Raw genomic sequence first — 19,922 nt, 5'->3', positions numbered from 1 at the left:
GTCGCTCCCGGTCTAGTAGTACTCGTTGACGTCGCTGATGTCGTGCGACTGCGGCTGGTGCATGACGTTGCGGTTGCGGCAGTAGCTCATGATGGCGGTGGTGCAGTGGGAGCCGTCGGAGATGTCGTTCAGGCTCAGGCGGTGGCCGAACTCGTGGGTGGTGCTGCTGCTGACGAAGTTGGCGAAGTTGGTGGCGTCGCGGGTGATCGTGCGGGAGTTGATCTGGATGCGGAACGTGCGGTTGGCCCGCGTGCCGGAGGGCGCGTAGAGGCCGTACCAGGTCCCGGAGTACGAGGCGACCTCCAGCGTGGAGGCGGAGCCGCTGTTCTTGGTGATGTCGGCCGGCGTGGCGGTGGCGTTCCAGTTGGTGAGCGCGCGGTCCAGCGGGGGCATCCACGTGGCGTTGTAGCTGTAGGGGCGGATGGTGAAGACGGGGTTGGCGCCGCCGCCCGAGTAGTAGTGGGCGCCGGCCGGCGTCGCGGTCAGCGCGACCAGCGTGACGGCGGCGGCGCCGACGGCTAAGGCGCGCCTCGCGCGGCTTCCTCGACCCGTTCTTCGGCATGTGGCATCGAACCTCATGGCGGCTGCTCCGGTGGTCGGGCGGGGCGGCCCGGCCGTCCCGCAGACTGAAACGGGCGGTGATGGGTTCCGGTTCGCAATGATCGGTTCCCATCCGGAGCGTAACTCCGCGAGTCAGGCTCATCAATCTCTGAAGTCAGGAAATATCCGGACACAAATCTGGGACCCGCGCGCAGCCTGCCTCCGGCGCGCGGAAGGCCGGGCCACAGGCGGGCCACATCCCCGCGCGGCCCTCCGGAAGCGGCGGGCCACCGCGGGAGACCTGCCGATACACTGGCGGGCATCATGACATCCACTTCTCTCATCGGCGGCCACGTCTCCGTCGCGGGCGGCCTGGCCACCGGCGGCCTGGCGTTCATGGCCGACATCGGCGCCGAGATGATGCAGGTTTTCGTCACCAACCCGCGCTCGTGGGCGCTGACCGCGGGCAAGCCCGACGAGGACGCCAAACTCGCCGAGTCGGGAGTGGAGAGCTACATACACCTGCCCTACCTGGTCAACTTCGGCTCACCCAACCCCGAGACCCTGGCCAACTCCGTCACGCTGACCCGCTACACGCTGCGGCGGGCCGTGGAGACCGGCGCCAAGGGCGTGGTGGTCCACACCGGCTCCGCGGTCACGCAGCCACGCGACGCGGCGATGGCGCAGCTGCGCGAGCACCTGCTGCCGCTGCTGGAGGAGATCCCGGAGGGCGGCCCCGACCTGCTGCTGGAGCCGATGGCCGGGCAGGGGGCGATGTTGTGCGCCACGGTCCAGGACCTCGAGCCCTACCTGGCCGCGCTCGATTGGCACCCGCGGGCGGGGGTGTGCTTCGACACCTGTCACGCGTTCGCCGCCGGTCACGACCTGGCCGCCGAGGGCGGGGTGACCGAGACGCTCGACGCCCTTCACAAGATCGCTCCCGGGCGGCTCAAGCTGGTGCACGCCAACGACTCCAAGGACGTCTGCGGCTCCAAGAAGGACCGGCACGAGAAGATCGGCCAGGGCCACATCGGGCAGGCGGCGTTCGGGGAGCTGTTCCGGCACCACACGCTGGCCGGGGTGCCGGTGTGCATCGAGACGCCGGGCAAGGCGCCTGAGTACCGCGTGGACATCCAGACGCTGAAGGACCTGCGCGACGCGGGCTAGCGGGGCGGCGCGGTAGTGCCGCGGACGACGAGTTCGTGCGGCAGGACGGTGCGCTCGGGCGCGGGCTCCCCGGACAGCACCATGCGGCCCGCCGTATGCCCGGCGAGCCGACTGTACTGGCGGATCGTGGTGAGCCCGGCCTCCTCGGCGCCCGCGTCGGAGAAGCCGACGACCGACAGCTCCTCCGGCACCTTCACCCCGGCCTCGGCCGCCGCGTCGAGCACGCCGAGCGCCAGCACGTCGGTGTTGCACAGGATCGCCGTCGGCCGGGGTGAGCGCGCGAGCAGCGCACGGCCCGCCTCGCGGCCGGACTCGCGTTCGTTGTCGTCCAGCTCGTAGACGGGCACCTGCGACCAGTCCAGCCCCGCGGCCTCGGCGGCGGCGCGGTAGCCGCGCATGCGCTCGCGCATGGCGCGGAAGATCGCGGCTTCCTGCCGGTCGGGGCCGGCCCAGCCCTGCCGGCCGTCGTGATACATGCCGACCACGGCCAGCCCGAGCCGCCGGTGCCCGAGGTCCAGCAGATGCCGTACGGCGGCGCCGGCGGCGGCCAGTTCGTCGATGCCGAGATGCGGCACGCCGTCCACGATCGGCTCGTCGACCAGGAGCGTGGGCAGGCGCCGGGCGAGGACGGCGTCGAGCGCCGCGTGCCCGTCGGGCAGGCAGAAGACGACGAAGGCGTCAACCACGGCGTTCCGCACGAGTTCGGGGCGTTCGACGCCGCCCGGCTGCTGCAGGAGCAGCAGGCCGACGCCCGCTTCCTCGGCGGCCGCGGCCACGCCCTGCAGGAAGCCGATGGCGTAGGGGTCGCCGAGGGCGTAGGGCAGCGTCTCGGTGAAGATCAGCCCGAGCACCCCGGCCCGCCCGAGGCGCAGGGAGCGGGCGGTCGGGTTGGGCCCGGCGTAGCCGAGTTCGTCGGCCACGCGGAGGATGCGCTCGCGGAGTTCGGCGCTGAGCTGGTCCGGGCGGGAGAACGCGTAGGAGACGGTGGCGCGGGAGACGCCGACGCGGTCCGCGATCGTCTGCAGGGTCACTCGCTCAGCCATCAGAACACCCTAGCGCGACCCCTTCTTAATCAGTTAAGCTCTTAATGGATTAAGGAGAAGCCATGGACGCCATGCACGTGCTCGCCCACCAGACCGCGATGGGATATTCCGACAGCCTCCATGCGGCCCTTCCCGGTGCGCCGCGACAGCCCGGCGGCGACACCGAACGCGTCAGGGCCCGGCTGGCCCGCGCCCTGCGCCGCGCCGCCGACCACCTCGACCCCGCGCCCACGCGCACCTGCACCTCTTAGGTCACCTCCCGGGGGCCACCTCCCCGGCGCGTTCAGGAGGAGGCCGCCCGCAGGGCCAGGGCGATCACCGCCGCGTCCTCCGGAGCGCGCAGGTCGCGGCCGGTGAGCTCCTTGAAGCGGGCGAAGCGGTGCTGGACGGTGTTGCGGTGGCAGTACAACGCCGCGGCCGTGGCGGCGATGGCCCCGTCACCGGCCAGATGCACCCGGACCGTCTCCAGCAGCCGCTCCCGCTCGGCCGCGCCGATCTCGTACAGCGGGCCCAGAACCCGGACGGCCAGTTCGGCGGCCAGCTCCGGATTGTGCGCGGTGAAGACCTCCAGCCAGCTGTCCTCCAGGCGCACCGGGCCGTCGGCCGTGACCGCCGCCCGGGCCGTCGCGGCGGCCAGCCGTACGGCATGCGGGACCCGCGCCAGGCCGCCGACCCGCGGCGAGACCCCGCAGGGCACGCCCGCCAGCGCGTCGAGCAGCACCCGCTCCGGATCGGCCGCGCGGGCGGGCAGTTGCACGACCAGGATGTCGCCGGTCGGCGCCTCGTGCCGGTGCAGCCGGAATCCGAGCGTGCCCAGCGCGGAGACCGCCGCCCGCGACGACGCCCCGGCCGCCGCGTCGGCGAGCACGGCCACGAACGGCGCGGCCGTGTCGAAACCCAGCACGCGCCCGGCGTCGCGCACCACGTCCGGATTGCGCCCGTCGTTGTCCAGGAGCCGGGCGAACCAGGTGCGCCGCTGGTCCTCGCGCTGGCGCCCCATCTCCAGCACGGCCCGCTGGTAGCCGGTCATGAGCCCGGTGCTGTGCTGCTCGACCGCCTCCCAGACCAGGTGCGCGGAGTTCAGCAGGCCGGGCAGGTCCGCCGGCCCGGCCTGGGCGATGAGGCCGTGCCACAGCACCTTGGCGTCGAGCCGGGCGGCGGCCAGCAGCGACTCCAGGGGCACGCCCTGCCCGGCCCGCCGTTCGCCCAGGGCCTGCGCGTGCGGCCCGAGCTCGGCCGGCGGCCGTCCCTCGGAGAGCATGCGCAGGATCAGCGCGAACCCCACGCGCGCCCCCTCCCGCACCTCGGCTGGCCCCACCAGCCCCCGGGCGTACGGTTCGATGGCCATCACCTCGGCCAGCCAGCCGTCGATCAGGACCTCGTAGGAGGTCAGGCAGCGCGCGGCCAGGCGCGCGACGACATCGCTGTGCATATGCACAACTTAACGGGTCATTTACGCGCCGTATCACCGTTGGCCACCCTCGTGACCTGGTCCTACGGTGTGCGGAAGGGAGGAAGAACGTGCATCTGACGCCTCGTGAGCAGGAGCGGCTCACCATCTTCACGCTCGCGGAGCTGGCCCGCCGCCGACGGGCGCGCGGCCGCCGGCTCAACGCCCCCGAGTCCGTCGCCCTCGTCTGCGACGAGATCCTGGAGCTGGCCTGGGACGGCGCCACGCTCGAGGAGGTCATCGCCGGGGCGAAGGCCGTGCTCGGCCCGGACGACGTCATGGACGGCGTGCCCGCGCTCGTCACGCACGTCCAGGTGGAGGCGCTCTTCCCGAACGGCACCGCGCTGGTCGCCGTGGACGCCCCGATCGGCCCCGCCCCGCAGGACGGCCCGGGCGCCGTGCGCACCGCCGGCGAACCGGTCGAGATCAACCCCGGCCGGCCCCGCTCCACGCTGCGGGTGACCAACGAGGGCCCGCGCACGGTCTTCGTCTCGTCGCACTTCCCGCTCGGCGAGGTCAACGCGGCGCTGGCGTTCGACCGCGACCCGTCCGGCCTGCGGCTGGACATCCCGGCAGGTACGGCCGGCGCCTTCCGCCCAGGTGAGAGCACGGAGGTCGAGGTGATCGAGGCATGATGGACCGGGCGACCTACAACACGATCTACGGGCCCACGACGGGCGACCGGATCCGGCTCGGCGACACGTGCCTGTGGGCCGAGGTCGAGCACGACGACGTGCCGCACGGCGACGAACTGCTCGGCGGCTGCGGCAAGACGCTGCGCGACGGCCTGCTGGCCCGCCCGCGCGGCGACCGGGAGTCCGCCCTGGACCTGGTCGTGGCCGGGGTGGTGCTGATCGACCCGGTGCTCGGGGTGCGCAAGACGCACATCGGGGTCAAGGACGGCCGGGTGGTGCCGTTCGCGGGCGCGGTCATAGACTCGCACACCGCGATCGTCCCGGGCGAGGGCCTGATCGCGACGCCGGGCATCGTGGACTCGCACGTGCACCTGTCCTCGCCGGAGATCGCCCCGGCGGCGCTGGCCTCCGGCGTGACGACGGTCGTCGGCATGGGCCTCGGCGGCGTCTGGGACGTCGGCGTGAACCCGGCGCGCAACCTGCACACGCTGATGTCCGCCTGGCGCGCGACGCCGCTGAACGTGGCGTTCCTGGCCAGGGGCTCGTCGAGCTCGCGGCAGCTGCTGGAGGAGGCGGTGCTGGCCGGGGCCGGCGGCTTCAAGATCCATGAGGACTTCGGGGCGACGCCGCGCATCATCGACACCTGCCTGGGCGTGGCCGAGGACGCCGATCTGCCGGTGGCGCTGCACTCCGACTCGATGAACGAGTCGGGCTACCTGGCCGACACCGTCGCCGCGACGCGGGGCCGTACCGTGCACGCCTATCACGTCGAGGGCGGCGGCGGGCACCCGGACCTGCTGGAGATCCTCGCTGAGCCGCACGTCCTGCCCTCCTCGACCACGCCGACCATCCCCTACACCACCAACACGGCCGGTGAGCTGTTCCCGATGACGATGACCGTGCACCGGCAGAACCACCACATCGGCAGCGACGTCGAGGTGAGCAGGAGCCGGGTGCGGGCGCACGGGATCGCGGCCGAGAACGTGCTGCACGACCTGGGCGCGATCAGCATCGTGAACTCCGACTCGATGGGCATGGGCCGGGTCGCCGAGACGGTCCGGCGCACCTGGCAGCTCGCCCACCTGCACGAGCTGCGGGATCCGCGGCCGGGGAACGAGCGGATCCTGCGCTATCTGGCGAAGCTGACGGTCAACCCGGCGATCGCGCACGGCATGGCGCACGAGGTGGGCACGCTGCTGCCCGGGCGGCTGGCCGATCTCGTGATCTGGCATCCGGCCTGGTTCGGCACCAAGCCCGAGCTGGTCCTCAAAGGCGGGTTCGTCGCCCACGGGGTGTCGGGGAGCGGGTCGGGGTCCACGCGGCTCACGCAGCCGCGGGTCTACCGGCCGTACTTCGGCGGGCTCGGGGACGCGGCGGCGCTGCTCTCGCGCATCTTCGTCGCGCACGACGCCCTCGACGCCGCCGACACCAGGGACGCGCTGCCCCGCGGCCTCCGGTACGCGGCGATCAAGAACGCCCGCGGCCTGACCCGCGCCGACATGTACCGAAATATCGCGACTCCGGCGGTGGTGGTGCCCCGCGAGCCCGGCCCCGTCCTCGTGGACGGCGCCGAGGTGAGCATGGACCCCGTCACCGAGGTGCCGCTGGCCCAACTCCACCACTTCGCCTAGGAAACACCCCTCATGAGCAATCCCCGCGGCGCCGGAATCGCGTCCTTCGTCGGCACCTCCATCGAGTGGTACGACTTCTACATCTACGGCACGGCCTCCGCCCTGGTCTTCAGCCGGTTGTTCTTCCCCGAGGCCAGCCCGGCCGCGGGGGTGATGGCCTCCTTCGCCACGTTCTGGGTGGGCTTCCTGGCCCGCCCGCTCGGCGGCGTGATCTTCGGCCACCTCGGCGACCGCATCGGCCGCAAGGGCACGCTCGTCGCCACGCTGCTGCTCATGGGGGCGCGACCACCCTCGTCGGCATCCTGCCCACCTACGCCTCGATCGGCATCCTGGCCCCGATCCTGCTGGCCGTGCTCCGCTTCGTGCAGGGCATCGCGGTCGGCGGCGAATGGGGCGGCGCTGTCCTCATCGCCGCCGAGCACGCCGGGCCGAAGCGCGTCTTCTACGCCGCCTTCGCCCAGCAGGGCTCCCCCGCCGGATCCATCCTCGCCACGGGCGTCTTCGCCCTGGTCACCCTCATGCCCGAGGACGCCTTCCTGTCCTACGGCTGGCGCATCCCGTTCCTGGCGTCGGCCGTGCTCGTGGTCGTCGGCCTGGTCATCCGGCTGCGGGTGGAGGAGTCGCCGGAGTTCGTGCGGATGCGCGAGCAGCGCGAGGTGGCCAAGCTCCCCGTCGCCGAGGTCTTCCGTACGGCGTGGCCGCTCGTCCTGCTCGGCATCGGCGCCAGCGGCGTCGGCATCGCCTCGGCCTACTTCACCAACACCTTCATCCTGTCCTGGGCCACCACCGACCTGGGCATCGCCAAGAGCACCATGCTCAACGTGCTGCTGATCGTCTCCGTCACCCAGTTCGTCACCCAGCCGATCGGCGCCGTCCTCGGCCAGCGGATGGGCGCAGCGCGCTACATGCTGCTGGCCTTCACCGCGCTGATCGTCTGCACCCCGGTCACGTTCCTGCTGGTCGGCACCGGCTCACCGGTCTGGGCGACGATCGGCCTGGCCGTCAGCGTCGTCTTCAGCGGCTCGTCGTACGCGGCGCTGGCCGGGTTCCTGGCCGAGGCGTTCCCTGCCCGGGTCCGCTACACCGGCATCTCGCTGGCCTATCAGCTGTGCGGGGCGCTGATCGGCGGCACCACACCCATGATCGCCCAGGGCCTGCTCGGCGCCACCGGGACGATCTGGGCGGTCGTCGGCCAGTACCTTGTCGTCATCCTGCTCACCATGGCCTGCGTGACCGGCCTGCAGCGCCGCTCCGCCCGCCGTACCCCTGTGGAGGTCTGATGCGCCTGGACGCGCTCTACGTCAACGGCCGGTTCACCACGCTGGACCCGGATCGGCCCACCGCCACCAGGCTCGGGGTGTTCGCCGGGCGGGTGGCGGGGCTGGACGAGGAGCTCGACGGGCTGCCGGCCGGCCGGGTGGTGGACCTGGGGGGCCTGCCGGCCGTACCCGGGTTCAACGACGCCCATCACCACCTCAGCATGCGCGGCCAGCGGCTGCGTGAGCTGGACCTGAGGGTGGCGAGCCTGGAGGAGCTGTACGCGCTCGTCCGGGACCGCGCGGCCGGGCTCCCCGGGGACGCCTGGGTCCGGGGCTCGGGCTACGACCAGAACAAGCTGGGCGCCCACCCCGACCGCGCCGCGCTGGACCGGGCGGCGGGCGGGCGGCCGGTGTGGCTGCAGCACACCTCCGGCCACATGGGCGTGGCCAGCACCGCCGCTTTCACGCTCATGGGCTTCCCGGATCTGGAGGTTCCGGACGTTCCCGGCGGCTCGGTCGGCCGGGACGCCGGCGGGCGCCCCAACGGCCTGCTGACCGAGCAGGCCCAGGACCTCGCCCACCGGATCCTGCGCCCGGTGGGACTGGAGGAGTTCGTGTCGGGCATCGCGCTGGCCTCCCGTACGGCGGCGGCCGAGGGGCTGACCAGCTTCACCGAGCCCGGCATCGGCCTCGGCCTGGCCGGGAACGGCCCTCTGGACATGGCCGGGTACCAGGAGGCGAGGCGGCGGGGAGTGCTGCTGCAGCGGGCCGTGCTGATGCCCGGCTCGCCCAATCTGCACCCGGTCGGCGACTCCTTCGGCCTGGACCTCGGCATGGGCCCGGGGCTGGGCGACGACCGGCTGCGGCTGGGGCCGGTGAAGGTCTTCTCCGACGGCTCGCTCATCGGCCGCACCGCCGCCATGTGCTGCGACTACGCCGGTGAGCCCGGCAACCGCGGCTTCCTCCAGGAGGAGGCGGGGACGCTGCGCGCGTTCATCCTGCGCGCCCACGAAGCGGGCTGGCAGGTGGCCGCGCACGCGATCGGCGACCACGCCGTGGACGTCGTCCTCGACGCCTACGCCGAGGCCCAGGCCACCTGGCCGCGCGCCGACGCCCGCCACCGCATCGAGCACTGCGCCGTCACCAGCCCCGAGCAGGTGGCCAGGGTCGCCGCCCTGGGCGTGATCCCGGTCCCGCAGGGCCGTTTCATCTCCGAGATCGGCGACGGCATGCTCGCCGCCCTGGGCCCGGAGCGCTCGCGGGGGTGCTACCGGCAGCGTTCGTTCCTGGAGGCCGGGATCGTGCTGCCCGGCAGCTCCGACTGCCCGGTCGTGGAGGGGGCGCCGCTGCTGGGCATCCACGACCTGGTCAACCAGCGCACCTCGGGCGGGCGGCCGTTCAACCCGGAGGAGGCGCTGACGGCCGAGCAGGCCCTGCGCGCCTACACGACCGGGTCGGCGTACGCCGTGTTCGACGAGGGCGTGAAGGGCACGCTGGCCCGCGGCAGGCTGGCAGACTTCGCGGTGCTGTCGGACGACCTGCTGGCGGTCTCGCCGGAGGCGATCAAGGACATCGCGGTCGTGGCCACCGTGGTGGGGGGCGACCTGGTGCACGACCTGCTCGACGGCTAGCGGCCCACGCCGGCCGGGTGCGGCCGCCCAGCCGGCCGGTCAGCCGTAGCGGCCGGTCGAGCCCGGGAGTACGGCGGCGGCCAGGGTGGCGGCGAGGTCCGGGATCTCCTCGCGGGCCAGCGGGGCGATCGTGACGCGGATGGCGGGTGCGCTGGCCAGGCGGTTGCGTGCGCCCGGTGCCACGGCCCAGCCCCGGGCGAGCAGGCGGGTGACGGCGACGGTCTCGTCCGGGACCGGGATCCACACGTTGAGCCCGCTGCGCCCGTGGGCGCGGACGCCGTGGCCGGCCAGCGCTTCGATCAGCGCGTTCCGCCGGGCCGCGTACGAGGCGGCCACCTCGGCCCGCGGCACCGCCCCGGTCCGCCACAGATGGGCGACGGTGCGCTGCAGCAGGTGGCTCACCCAGCCCTCGGCCAGGCGCTGGCGGCCGCGCAGCCGCTCGACGGTCTGGGTGTCGCCGACCACCACGGCCAGGCGCAGGTCGGGGCCGTGGGACTTGGCCGTCGAGCGGGTCAGGATCCAGCGGGCCGTGGTGCCGGTCAGCGTGTGCAGCGGGAGGTCGGCCAGGCCGGCGGCGTGGTCGTCCTCGATGAGCAGGGTGCGCGGGTGCGCCGCCAGCAACGCCCGCAGGGCGGCGGCCCGGCCGGCCGAGACCGCGGCGCCCGTGGGGTTCTGCGCCCGGGCGGTCACGATGACGGCCCGCGCGCCCGCGGACAGCGCCCCGGCCATCGCCCCGGGGTCCGGGCCCTCGTCGTCCACCGGGACCGGGATCGTGCGCAGGCCGAGGGCGGCCACGAGGTCCAGGGAGGCCGACCAGCCGGGATCCTCCACCGCGACCGCGTCCCCGGGACGCAGGTGCATGGTCAGCACGCGTTCCACCGCGTCCAGCGTGCCCGAGGTGACGGCGGGCCCGCCCACACCGGCTATGCCGTCGGCCGAGAACGCGGCGGCGGCCAGGGCCAGCAGGCCGGGGTCGTCGGCGGTGCCGTACAGGGCGGGGCTGGCGGCGTGCAGGCGGGCGGCTTCCGCCAGGGCTGCGGTGAGGTCGGGGAGCAGGGCCGGGTCGGGGTTGCCGCGGGCCAGGTCGCGGGCGCCGGGCGGCACGTGGATGCGGATGTCCTCGCGGGCGGTGCTGGCGGGGCGGGGCCGTACCCGGGTGCCGCGGCGGCCCGCGGTCTCCACGACGCCGCGCTCGCGCAGCAGGCGGTAGGCCGCGGCGGCGGTGTTGGCGTTGACGCCCGTGCGGGCGGCGAGCTCGCGGACGGTCGGCAGGGCGGCGCCGGCCGGCAGCGCGCCCCGGGCGACCGCGGCTTCGATGCCGGCCGCGATCTCGCTGGCCGTCTCACCGGTGAACGTGTAGCTTACTAGCACAAAGTGTATTTTGTACTAATACAAAGGATATTTCAACATGCTGATCCAGCCCTGGGACGCCGCGCGCGGCGACGGCGAGTGGCGTGACTGGCTGAGCGGGCGCGACTTCGGGCAGCTCGCGGCCAACGGCGTGGACGGCGGGGCCCCGGTCGTGGTCCCGACGCACTTCCGCTTCGACGGCGCGGCGGAGGTGCTCCTGCATCTGGCCAGGCCCAACCCGATCTGGGCGGCGATCGAGGCGAGCCCGGTGCTCACGTTGAGCGTCGCCGACGACTACGCCTACATCCCCGCCGCCTGGCGGGCCGGGGACGTGAACGGCGTGCCGACCAGCTACTACGCCGCCGTCCAGCTCACCTGCCGGGCCGAGGTGGTCGACGGGAAGGAGGGCAAGGCCGAGATCCTGCGCCGCCAGCTCGCCCACCACCAGCCTCTGGGCGACCACGGCACGGTGTCGGTCACCGAGGGCCCGTACCACAAGATGCTCTCGGCCATCCGGGGGCTGCGGCTGGAGGTGGTGGAGGCGCGGGGCACGTTCAAGTACGACGACCACAAGCCGGTCGAGTTCCGCGAGCGGGTGGCCGGCCTGCTGGCCGGGCGCGACCGGGGCCGCGACGCCGGAGCCCGCGCCCAGCTCCTGCGCCGCATGGCCGGGGCCTGACCGGGGTCAGCCGGCCACGGAGCGGCGGGGCAGGGCGAACGGCAGGGCGGCCGCGCCCCTGGTCGCCCAGAGCGCGACGCCGATGAAGAGCACCTGCTCCGGCGTCCGGACCCACAACGGCGTGGCCCCGTCCACGGCCATCGCGGCATACACGTTGGCCGGGAACATGGCCACGAACAGCACCGCCAGCGCGTATCCCGCGGCCCGCCGGGTGGCGGCGAGGACGAGCCCGGCGGCCCCGAGCAGTTCCAGCACCCCGGTGAGGTACACCACGAAGGACGGGAAGGGGATGACCGGCGGCACCATCGCCACCAGGTCGTCATGGGCGGGCATGGGCAGCGACGTACCGGCCGGCACGAAGTGCGCACTGGCGGTGACCAGCAGCAGCACGGCCATCCCGTGGGCGGCGCTGACCGGCCAGGTGGCGAACCGGCGCACCCCGAGCACCCCGAGCAGCCGGAAGCCCAGGGTCGCGCCTGCGAGCACGATGACGGTGAAGAACATGGCGACTCCTTAGACGGCAACTCGCTAGATAGTACAACTATCCAACGGAAGCGCAAGGGGGTAGGGACAGCCCTACCATCACGACGCCAGCCGGCAGGCTCGTTGCGGCCCCCGCCGCATCCGTAGCGTCAGGTGCCATGAGAACCCTGCAGCGCAGCATCACCCGCGACACCCGCTACGTGCTGGCCGGCTTCCCGGTCACCGTCACCGCCTTCGGCCTGACCGTCACGGGCGTGGCGGCCGGCATCGGCTCCGCGGTCGCGTTCGTGGGACTGCCCGTCCTGGCCGGCACCGCGACCCTGGCCAGGAAGTTCGCCGACTTCGAGCGGTCGAGCCTGCCCGAGGTGACCGGCCAGGCGCTGGCCCGGCCGCACTACCCCGAGGCCCCCGCGGGCGCGGGCTGGTTCCGCCGGACCATGAACCCGCTCACCGGCCCCCAGGCGTGGATGGACCTGATGCACGCGATCCTCGCCCTGCCGATCGCCATCGTCTCGTTCACCCTGGCCGTCGTCTGGTGGGCCGGCGCGATCGCCGGGCTGACCTTCCCGATCTACGGCTGGTCCATCGCCCGCATCCCCGGCGTGGACGGCGGCCTGCCCGAGCTGCTCGGCCTGGGCACCGGCGACGGCGTCTTCGTCGCCGTCAACACCGGCGCCGGCCTGCTGTTCGCCCTGACCCTGCCCGCGGTCCTGCGCATCGCCGCCCTGCTCAAGGGAGGCGTCGCCCAGGCGCTGCTCACCCGCCCCGCCGACGAGCCCCAGCCGCTGCGCCACGTCATGGCCGCATGACCCCCGCCGCACGCAGGGCCGGCGCCTCCTGTGGCGCCGGCCCTTCGCATGCACGTCCCCCGACGGGTGCCGGCGCTAGTCCTTGATCACCGCGTCACGCGGCCCGCCGTACACCGGGTTCTTGTCCCAGCGGTCCTCGGTGACGAGCAGCCGGATCCGGCCGCGCGGGTCCTTGTCCAGTTCCTCGGCCTCCCAGACCACCCAGTCGTCCCCGACCGGCTCGCTCCGCTCCTCCAGGATGCCGAAGCCACCGGGGTTGCCGGGCGGCAGGGACATGACGGCGAACGTCGGCTTCAGCCCACGCCGCCGGATCTCGGGAAGGACCTCCCCGACTGTCTTCTCGTCCACCCGGAACCCCTCCAGCGAGCGGCCCTTGACGGTGGCCACGCGGTATTCGGGGCCGAAGGCCGCCCGATCGGGCTTGGGTTCGGGCACCGGCTCGCAGGGGGCGACAGGGCCCTTCATCAGGATCGTGCTGGTGCTGCTGCCGCCGTCGGCGTGCGGGCTGACGGTCCAGACGAACGTCTCCCCCGGCCGGAACAGCTTGGTGTCGATGCGCATCTGCCAGCCGTCCGACCGGCCGGGGATGTTCTGCGGCACGCTGTACAGCCCCTGGGGAATGTCCTGCACGTGCTCGGCCCGCGGCTCCCTGCACCTCATGCCCTCGGGCACGTGGTCGACGATGGCCGGCACGCCCAGCTCGGCGAGCTGCCTGGTCAGCCCGGCCACGTCCGTGAAGTCGGTGACCTTGACGAGGACGACTCCCGAGGAGTCCTTGGTGACGGCGTAGGAGGCCGAGACGTAGGTCCCGGAGTCGTCCAGCACGCTCGGCACGATCAGCGCGCCCGCGGCCACGACCGCGGCGCCGGCCAGCACGAGTCCCACCTTCTTCAGCGGGAACCCGGGCTTCGGCGCGACGGGGGCCGTCGCGGTGATCTCCGCCAGCAGTGCCCGCGCCCCCGCGCCGGACGCCTCTCCCCCGGCCTCACCCGGCCGGACCCTGGCCAGCTGCTCCAGCATCGTCTCGATCCCCTTCGTGTCCTTCACAGCGACCTCTCCACCGGCATCAGTCGTTCCGCTCGTGTCTCTCGCACGCCCGCCTTCTCCAGCGCCCGGGCGAACCGTTTGCGGGCGCGGTGCAGCCGCACCCGTACGGCGTTGCGGCTCAGGCCCAGGACCCGGGCGATCTCCTCGCGCTCCAGCCCCTCCCAGGCGACCAGGGCGAGCAGCTCGCGGTCGTCGTCCGGCAGCGTCCTGAACACCGCGGAGACGGCCGCCACCCCGTCGCCCTCGTCCGGCGCCGCCGCGTAGAGGTCGGCCATCTCGGTGTCGAGCGCCACGTTCCTGGCCAGGCGGCGGCCGGCGGTCTTGTGGTGGTTGGCCAGCACCTTGCGGGCCACGCCGTACAGCCACAACGTGGCCTCCTCGCCGCCGGGCAGCTCGGCCACGCGGCGCCAGGCGACGGTGAAGGTCTCGGCGACCACGTCGGCGGCGTCCTGGGGCGAGGCGCAGCGGCGGGCGACATAGGCCGTTATCTGGCCATATGTCTGCTGGTAAACGGCCTCGAATCTGGCCAGCCGTTCATCGCTCACTGATGAAGTCCCTTGGTCCGGCAATGCATACATCACCGTCTATGTACGCAGCCGCCACACCATTACCGAGATCTTTCAGCGGTAGGCGGCGATCAGCTTGGCGAGATGGCGTCCGGCCAGATGAAGGGGCGTCTCGCTCTGCGCCACCTGGGCGGACATCTCGGCGCCCTCCAGCGTGTTGATCACCGTGTGCGCGAGCTCCTCCGCCACCTCCGCCGGGAAGCCGGTACGGCGGAGCCTGCCGCCGACCAGCTCCCGCCACCCGGCGAAGACCTCCTCGGCCGCCCGCTGGATCTCGGGGAAGCGCCCGGCGCTCTCCAGGGCGGTGGTGGTGATCGGGCACCCGTCCAGCCAGCCGGACTCGCGCAGCCCGCGGGCCAGCTCGCCGGTGCACAGGACGATCGCCTCGGCCGGGTCCTCGGCCCGCTCCAGCGATTCACGCAGGAGCTCGGCGAACTCCACGCCCCCGTGATGCACGGCGGCGACGGCCAGCTCCGCCTTGCCGCCGGGGAAGAAGTGGTAGACCGAGCCGAGCGTGGCCTCGGCCTCCTGGGAGATCTGTTTGAGGCCGGTGGCCTCGTAGCCCTGGCGCTGCATGAGGCGGGCGGTGGCGCGGACGATGCGGTCCCGGGTGCCGATCTCGTGCTTGGTCTTCATGGTTCCCGATCCTAGTGGATAGAGCGTTCATTTTAGTGCTAGGGTCACCGTTCTAGATAGAGCGTTCGTTCTAGAGAGGGAGCAGACATGCAGGTCACCGTCATCGGACTCGGGCCCATGGGCCAGGCCATGACCGCCGCCTACCTGGACAAGGGCTACGACGTCACCGTGTGGAACCGCACCCCGGCCAAGGCCGCCGCTCTGGTGGCCCGCGGCGCCCGTCTCGCCCCAAGCGTCGCCGCCGCCCTGCGGGCCGGCGACCTCGTGGTCATGAGCCTGACCGACTACGACGCCGTCCACGCGATCCTGGAGCAGGCGCCGGAGGCGCTGGCCGGCCGTACCGTCGCCAACCTCACCTCCGACACCCCCGAGCGGGCCCGCGCGGAGGCCGAGTGGATCGCCGCGCACGGCGGCGTGCAGCTCACCGGCGGCGTCCAGACCCCGCCGCCCGGCATCGGCGCCCCCGGGGCCGAGACCTACTACAGCGGCGACGCCGCCGCGCTGGAGACCCACCGGGCCGCGCTCGAGGTGCTGACCGGGATCGACTACCTGGGCGAGGACCCCGGGCTGGCCGCGCTGTACTACCAGATCGGGATGGACATGTTCTGGACCGGCCTGACCGGCTACCTCCACGGGCAGGCGCTGGCCTCGGCGCACGGGATCCCGGCGGAGAGGTTCCTGGAGCAGGCGGTCAAGACCATGAACTTCGAGTACTTCGCGAGGTTCTACGCGCCCCGGATCGACGCCGGCGACCACGCCGGCGACGTGGACAACGTCACGATGGCCGTGGCGAGCCTCGAGCACGTGGTGCACACCGCGCAGGCGGCCGGGCTGGACACCGGGGTCCCCGGGGCGGTCCTCGCGGCCTTCCGCCGCGCCCAGGCCGCCGGGCACGGCGGAGACAGCCTCACCCGGCTGACCGAGACCCTGAAGGGATGAGGCGGGGCGCCCGCTCGCGCGATCCGGCCGCCCCCGTAAGGCCGGATCGCGGTCCGTTTTCACGGCGGCAGCGGGCGCCCCCTCCTTCTGCCGGCTGGCGGGCCCCACCCCCCGGTCGAGGGCCCGACGGCCGTGGTGACCTGCGGAGGTCACCGTGAATCCGTCGCATCAGGCCTGTCGTGAGCCTTGCGGCTCGTCCCCCCCAATGCGGCGGAGTGGCTTTTCGATGCCGCAACCCTACGGTTGCGATCTTGTGGTCGTAACCCCGTTTACGGACAGCTCGTTGAACGGTCTGTAGTCATCGATATACGGAGCGTGTCAGAAGGCCGAGCGGTCGGTCTCGCGCGACAAGCGGTCGATCAAGGGGCCTGCGGAGGACTCGGGCAGGTGCATCCGGGCCATCATCGAGGCCACGTCCCGGGGGATCCGACCCGGTGTGAGCAGGGAAATCATGACCATCGCGGCGAATCCCAGCGGCACGGCCACGGCCAGCGGGACCCCCGCATTCACACCCACCCATTCGAGCCCCGCAAGCACTGCCGCCGAGCCCCCGCCCGCCAGGAACCCGCCCGCCACCCCGGCATCCGTCAGCCTCCGCCACCAGATGCCCAGCACGAGCAGCGGGCAGAACGTGGCGGCCGACAACGAGAAGGCCGTCAGCACCAGCTCCACCGATCCGGCGGGCGTCGTCACCGCCGTCAGGACCAGCGCCAGCCCGCACACGGCCACCAGCGTCGCCCGGAAGGGGCCGGGCCCGGCCCTGGTCACGCAGGCCGACACCGCCCCGGACACCGCCCCCAGCACCCCGCACGACGTGGCCAGGAAGGCGGCGAAGGCGCCCGCCGACAGGAGCCCGGTCAGCAGATCGCCGGCCACGCCCGGCACCATCCTGGACGGCAGCAGCAGCACGACCTCCTGCCCGCCCGTCCCGGGCAGGTGCACCCGCCCGAGGATCCCGTACAACGGCGGCACCAGGAAGAACACCCCCAGCAGCACCTGGGCCGCCACGATGGACCGCCGCGCCCCCCGCCCGTCGCGGCTGGCATAGACCCGGACCACCACCTGCGGCAGCCCCATCGTCCCGAGCGCGCAGGCCAGCAGCACCGCCAGCACCCCGGGCAACGACTGATCCCCCTGCCCATAGCCCGCGAACCCCGGCAGCCCGGCCTCCACCCGGCCGCACCGCCAGGTGCACCACAGGACCAGCCCCACGCCGACGAAGGCCACGAGCTTCACCCAGAACTGCGCCGCCTGCACGCCGGTGACGCTCCGCATCCCCCCGGCCAGCGCCACCCCCGCGGCCGCCCCCGCCACCGCCAGCCAGCCGGCCCAGGCGGGTAACCCGGTCAGCAACGCCGTCACCGCCCCCGCCGCGTGAAACTGCGCCACCAGGAACAGCAGCCCGATCCCCAGCACCCAGCAGGTCGTGAACCGGCGCAACCACGCCCGCCCCAGCCGCCACTGCGCGAAGTCCGGCAAGGTGAACGTCCCCGAGCGCCGCAGCGGCGCCACCACCAGCGCCAGCACGACCACGAACCCGGCCGCCGCCCCGGCGGGGTACCACACCATCGGCCCGCCGTGCGTGACGATCAGCCCCGCCATCCCCAGGCAGACCGCCGCGGAGGTGAACTCGCCCGCGATCGCCGCCCCGTTGCGCCACGGCCGCACCGCCCGCGCCGCCACGTAGAAGTCCGCCACGCTGGTGTAATGGCGCGCCCGCACGTTCCCGGCCAGCACCGCCAGCACCAGCACGCAGGCCGCCCCGGCCAGCGCCGCGCCGGTCACCTCCCCGCTCGTTCCGCCCGCTCCGCGCCTCTGAGCTGGAGGACGGCCAGCAGCACCCACAGCGGCTGAACCCCCACCGACGCCGCCACCCACCACCACGCGTCACCGACCCCGGCGGCCAGCACCGGAACCCCGGCCAGCACGCCCAGCGCCATCGCGAGCGTCACGGCCGCCACCGACAACTGCCGCCGCATGACCACGCGGGTCTCGGCGTCGCGGGCCGTACCGGCGGACGGGGTGAAGGCGCCGCGGCCGGCGCGGGCGACGGCGGCGGGCCGGCGGGCGACGAGGACCCGGCGCTCACTCACGACGGCATGCTCCTGTGCTGGTTGACGAGTTGCTCGCGGACCTGCCGGGTGTGGCGGCGGCTGACGGGCAGGGTCTCGGTGCCGACGGTGAGCATCACCTTGCCGCCCTCGAACCGCAGCTCGCTGACGTGCCGGGCGGAGACGAGCGTGCTGCGGTGCACGCGGATGAACCCGGCGCCCGCCCAACGGCGTTCGAGCGCCGCCAGCGACATGCGCACGAGGTAACTGCCGTCCACGGTGTGCAGGCGGACGTAGTCGCCCTTCGCCTCGGCGAACCAGACGGCCTGCTGCGGCACGAAGCGGGTGACACCGCCCAGCTCGACGGGGATGACGTCGTCCGGCCCGCATTCGTCGGGCGGCGCGGAGGCCGCGTCCAGCCTGCGCACCGCCTCGGCCAGCCGGTCCACGCGCACGGGCTTGAGGAGGTAGTCGACCGCCTCCAGCTCGAACGCCTGCACCGCGCAGTCGTCGTGGGCGGTGACGAACACCAGGCGCGGCGGGCTGGGGAAGCCGCCGATGAGCCGGGCCAGATCGAGCCCGTCGAGGCCGGGCATGCGGATGTCGAGGAAGACGGCGTCCAGCCGCTCGCCCGCGCCGATCATCTGCACCATGTCCTGCAGGGCCGTGACCCCGTCGGCGGCGGTGAAAACCTGCTCCACTCTGCTGTCCTGGCGCAGCAGGTAGGCCAGCTCTTCCAGGGCGGGCACCTCGTCGTCAACGGCCAGAACGCGTAGCATGCCGTCCACGCTGCCGCAAGAACGCCCAGCTCACAAGCGACACGCCTACGGCAGGTAAAGATTTGACTACAAAGAGCTAGGCCGGGTCTTGGGGACGCGCAGCCGTACCTTCGTGCCGGCGCCGAGCCCGGTCTCGACCACCAATCCATAGTCTTCGCCATAGATCTGGCGCAACCGGACGTCCACGTTGGCCAGCCCTATGCCGCGGCCCTCGCCGGGGGCTTCGTCGAGAACGCGGCGGGCGTGCTCCGGATCCATGCCGGCGCCGTCGTCCTCCACGGTGATGTGCGCCTCGGGGCCGGCGTCACGCACCACCACCCGCACGCGCCCGGATCCGCCCGCGGCCCGCATGCCGTGCTTGATGGCGTTCTCGACCAGCGGCTGCAGGCACAGGAACGGCACGGGCACCGGCAGCACCTCGGGCGCCACCTGGACGGTGAAGCGCAGCTTGTCGCCGAACCGGGCGCGTTCCAGCAGCAGGTAGCGGTCCACGCAGGTGAGCTCGTCGGCCAGGGTCGTGAAGTCCTGGGCGCGGCGCAGCGCGTACCGGGAGAAGTCGGCGAAGTCGAGCAGCAGCTCCCGCGCGCGGCCCGGGTCGGTGCGGACGAACGAGGCGATGGTGGTGAGCGCGTTGTAGACGAAGTGCGGCGAGATCTGCGCGCGCAGCGCCCGCATCTCGGCCTCCAGCGCCCGCCGCCTGGAGCTGTCGAGCTCGGCGAGCTCGAGCTGGCCGGAGACCCAGCGGGCGACCTCGGTCACGGTGCGCACGAGCGCCGCGCTCAGCTCCTCGTCGTAGGCGGCCAGCGCGCCCACGACCCGGTCGTCGACCGTGAGCGGCACGACCACCGCGCCGTGCGGCTCGCCCGCGAACACCTGCGCGCGCCCCGAGGCGAGCGCGGTGCGCGCGTGCTCGAGCACCTCGCCCGTGCAGGGGCCGTCCCACGCCAGCGCCGCGTCGGTGGAGGTGATCGCGAGCGCGTGGGTGCCGAGCAGCGCCCGCAGATGGCGTACGGCCCGGCGCGCGGACTCCTTCGTGAGCCCGCCGCGCAGGGACGGGGCGGCCAGCGCGGCGATGTGCAACGTCGTGAACGTCGCCCGGTCCTTCCAGCCGCCCTCGGGCAGCTCGGGCCGTCGCCGCGCGACCGCGAAGCCGGCCAGGAACGCCAGGAAGGAGGCGAGCGCCACGGATGCGGCGGTCGACATGCGGGAAACCGTAGCCCGTCACGC

General features: G+C 73.2%; 22 protein-coding genes. 9 read left to right on the top strand and 13 right to left on the bottom strand.

The window, feature by feature from the left end; genetic code table 11:
* Positions 1-12: 12 nt before the first annotated feature.
* Positions 13-579: a hypothetical protein gene (locus FVE25_RS01470; protein ID WP_157244528.1), complete on the bottom strand. Its 567-nt coding sequence runs from the start codon at positions 577-579 to the stop codon at positions 13-15.
* A gap of 285 nt (positions 580-864) precedes the next feature.
* Between FVE25_RS01470 and FVE25_RS01465 the strand changes: the two genes are divergently transcribed.
* On the top strand, positions 865-1,707 hold the full coding sequence (locus FVE25_RS01465) for a deoxyribonuclease IV (protein WP_157244527.1): 843 nt from the start codon (positions 865-867) through the stop codon (positions 1,705-1,707).
* On the opposite strand, the gene FVE25_RS01460 is transcribed toward FVE25_RS01465, so the two are convergent.
* The gene (locus tag FVE25_RS01460; protein ID WP_157244526.1) at positions 1,704-2,750 is read right to left on the bottom strand and encodes a LacI family DNA-binding transcriptional regulator; all 1,047 of its coding nucleotides are present in this window, start codon (positions 2,748-2,750) and stop codon (positions 1,704-1,706) included. The two genes, FVE25_RS01465 and FVE25_RS01460, sit on opposite strands and share 4 nt — an antisense overlap.
* 62 nt (positions 2,751-2,812) lie before the next feature.
* On the opposite strand from FVE25_RS01460, the gene FVE25_RS01455 reads away from it, so the two are divergent.
* Positions 2,813-3,001 carry a hypothetical protein gene (locus tag FVE25_RS01455; RefSeq protein WP_157244525.1) on the top strand — a complete coding sequence of 63 codons (189 nt, stop codon included), beginning with the start codon at positions 2,813-2,815 and terminating at the stop codon, positions 2,999-3,001.
* Positions 3,002-3,033: 32 nt separating this feature from the next.
* On the opposite strand, the gene FVE25_RS01450 is transcribed toward FVE25_RS01455, so the two are convergent.
* Entirely contained in the window at positions 3,034-4,182 is a 1,149-nt protein-coding gene (locus tag FVE25_RS01450; RefSeq protein WP_246266510.1) for an RsbRD N-terminal domain-containing protein, read from the bottom strand.
* An 89-nt stretch (positions 4,183-4,271) separates the two neighbouring features.
* Between FVE25_RS01450 and ureA the strand changes: the two genes are divergently transcribed.
* A complete protein-coding gene (gene ureA, locus FVE25_RS56145; RefSeq protein WP_157244523.1) occupies positions 4,272-4,835 on the top strand; it encodes an urease subunit gamma in 564 nt (187 codons plus the stop codon).
* A complete protein-coding gene (locus tag FVE25_RS01440) occupies positions 4,832-6,466 on the top strand; it encodes an urease subunit alpha (RefSeq protein ID WP_219825259.1) in 1,635 nt (544 codons plus the stop codon). Before ureA ends, FVE25_RS01440 begins: the two co-directional genes overlap by 4 nt.
* An 83-nt stretch (positions 6,467-6,549) precedes the next feature.
* On the opposite strand, the gene FVE25_RS54895 is transcribed toward FVE25_RS01440, so the two are convergent.
* Positions 6,550-6,741: a hypothetical protein gene (locus FVE25_RS54895; RefSeq protein WP_246266718.1), complete on the bottom strand. Its 192-nt coding sequence runs from the start codon at positions 6,739-6,741 to the stop codon at positions 6,550-6,552.
* 24 nt (positions 6,742-6,765) lie between these two features.
* Between FVE25_RS54895 and FVE25_RS01435 the strand changes: the two genes are divergently transcribed.
* Both FVE25_RS01435 and FVE25_RS01430 read left to right on the top strand, forming a co-directional pair.
* The gene (locus FVE25_RS01435) at positions 6,766-7,746 is read left to right on the top strand and encodes an MFS transporter (protein ID WP_246266684.1); all 981 of its coding nucleotides are present in this window, start codon (positions 6,766-6,768) and stop codon (positions 7,744-7,746) included.
* Positions 7,746-9,356, top strand: a complete 1,611-nt coding sequence (locus tag FVE25_RS01430; RefSeq protein WP_157244522.1) for an amidohydrolase — start codon at positions 7,746-7,748, stop codon at positions 9,354-9,356. Before FVE25_RS01435 ends, FVE25_RS01430 begins: the two co-directional genes overlap by 1 nt.
* 39 nt (positions 9,357-9,395) lie before the next feature.
* Here the strand turns inward: FVE25_RS01430 and FVE25_RS01425 are convergent, their stop codons facing one another.
* Positions 9,396-10,727, bottom strand: a complete 1,332-nt coding sequence (locus FVE25_RS01425) for an aminotransferase class I/II-fold pyridoxal phosphate-dependent enzyme (protein WP_219825258.1) — start codon at positions 10,725-10,727, stop codon at positions 9,396-9,398.
* A 37-nt stretch (positions 10,728-10,764) separates the two neighbouring features.
* Here FVE25_RS01425 and FVE25_RS01420 point away from each other — a divergent pair, with 37 nt between their 5' ends.
* The gene (locus FVE25_RS01420; RefSeq protein ID WP_157244521.1) at positions 10,765-11,385 is read left to right on the top strand and encodes an FMN-binding negative transcriptional regulator; all 621 of its coding nucleotides are present in this window, start codon (positions 10,765-10,767) and stop codon (positions 11,383-11,385) included.
* Between the two features lie 6 nt (positions 11,386-11,391).
* Here FVE25_RS01420 and FVE25_RS01415 read toward each other — a convergent pair whose 3' ends face one another.
* Positions 11,392-11,889, bottom strand: coding sequence for a DoxX family protein (locus FVE25_RS01415; RefSeq protein ID WP_157244520.1), 498 nt, complete (start codon positions 11,887-11,889; stop codon positions 11,392-11,394).
* Positions 11,890-12,026: 137 nt separating this feature from the next.
* Here FVE25_RS01415 and FVE25_RS01410 point away from each other — a divergent pair, with 137 nt between their 5' ends.
* Positions 12,027-12,677, top strand: coding sequence for a sensor domain-containing protein (locus FVE25_RS01410; protein WP_157244519.1), 651 nt, complete (start codon positions 12,027-12,029; stop codon positions 12,675-12,677).
* Between the two features lie 75 nt (positions 12,678-12,752).
* On the opposite strand, the gene FVE25_RS01405 is transcribed toward FVE25_RS01410, so the two are convergent.
* The 3 genes from FVE25_RS01405 to FVE25_RS01395 form a co-directional block, all read right to left on the bottom strand.
* Positions 12,753-13,724, bottom strand: coding sequence for a hypothetical protein (locus tag FVE25_RS01405; protein WP_157244518.1), 972 nt, complete (start codon positions 13,722-13,724; stop codon positions 12,753-12,755).
* Entirely contained in the window at positions 13,721-14,269 is a 549-nt protein-coding gene (locus tag FVE25_RS01400) for an RNA polymerase sigma factor (RefSeq protein ID WP_157244517.1), read from the bottom strand. Before FVE25_RS01400 ends, FVE25_RS01405 begins: the two co-directional genes overlap by 4 nt.
* A gap of 75 nt (positions 14,270-14,344) precedes the next feature.
* Positions 14,345-14,926, bottom strand: coding sequence for a TetR/AcrR family transcriptional regulator (locus FVE25_RS01395; protein ID WP_157244516.1), 582 nt, complete (start codon positions 14,924-14,926; stop codon positions 14,345-14,347).
* A gap of 87 nt (positions 14,927-15,013) precedes the next feature.
* Between FVE25_RS01395 and FVE25_RS01390 the strand changes: the two genes are divergently transcribed.
* Positions 15,014-15,865, top strand: coding sequence for an NAD(P)-dependent oxidoreductase (locus FVE25_RS01390; protein WP_157244515.1), 852 nt, complete (start codon positions 15,014-15,016; stop codon positions 15,863-15,865).
* 318 nt (positions 15,866-16,183) lie between these two features.
* Here the strand turns inward: FVE25_RS01390 and FVE25_RS01385 are convergent, their stop codons facing one another.
* The 4 genes from FVE25_RS01385 to FVE25_RS01370 all read right to left on the bottom strand — a co-directional run bounded on the left by FVE25_RS01385 (position 16,184) and on the right by FVE25_RS01370 (position 19,898).
* Positions 16,184-17,650, bottom strand: a complete 1,467-nt coding sequence (locus FVE25_RS01385; protein WP_181019416.1) for a sodium:solute symporter family transporter — start codon at positions 17,648-17,650, stop codon at positions 16,184-16,186.
* Complete coding sequence (locus FVE25_RS01380; protein ID WP_157244513.1) at positions 17,647-17,958, bottom strand: hypothetical protein; 312 nt, start codon at positions 17,956-17,958, stop codon at positions 17,647-17,649. Before FVE25_RS01380 ends, FVE25_RS01385 begins: the two co-directional genes overlap by 4 nt.
* Complete coding sequence (locus tag FVE25_RS01375) at positions 17,955-18,695, bottom strand: LytR/AlgR family response regulator transcription factor (protein ID WP_157244512.1); 741 nt, start codon at positions 18,693-18,695, stop codon at positions 17,955-17,957. Before FVE25_RS01375 ends, FVE25_RS01380 begins: the two co-directional genes overlap by 4 nt.
* A 66-nt stretch (positions 18,696-18,761) precedes the next feature.
* Positions 18,762-19,898 (bottom strand): sensor histidine kinase, encoded by a 1,137-nt coding sequence (locus FVE25_RS01370; RefSeq protein WP_157244511.1) that lies wholly within the window; start codon positions 19,896-19,898, stop codon positions 18,762-18,764.
* Positions 19,899-19,922: the final 24 nt, after the last annotated feature.

This window comes from Nonomuraea typhae (assembly GCF_009760925.1).
GTDB classification, from domain to species: domain Bacteria; phylum Actinomycetota; class Actinomycetes; order Streptosporangiales; family Streptosporangiaceae; genus Nonomuraea; species Nonomuraea typhae.
The sequence above is the reverse complement of the archived record's forward strand: the minus strand, read 5'-3'. Positions and strand labels throughout refer to the sequence as shown.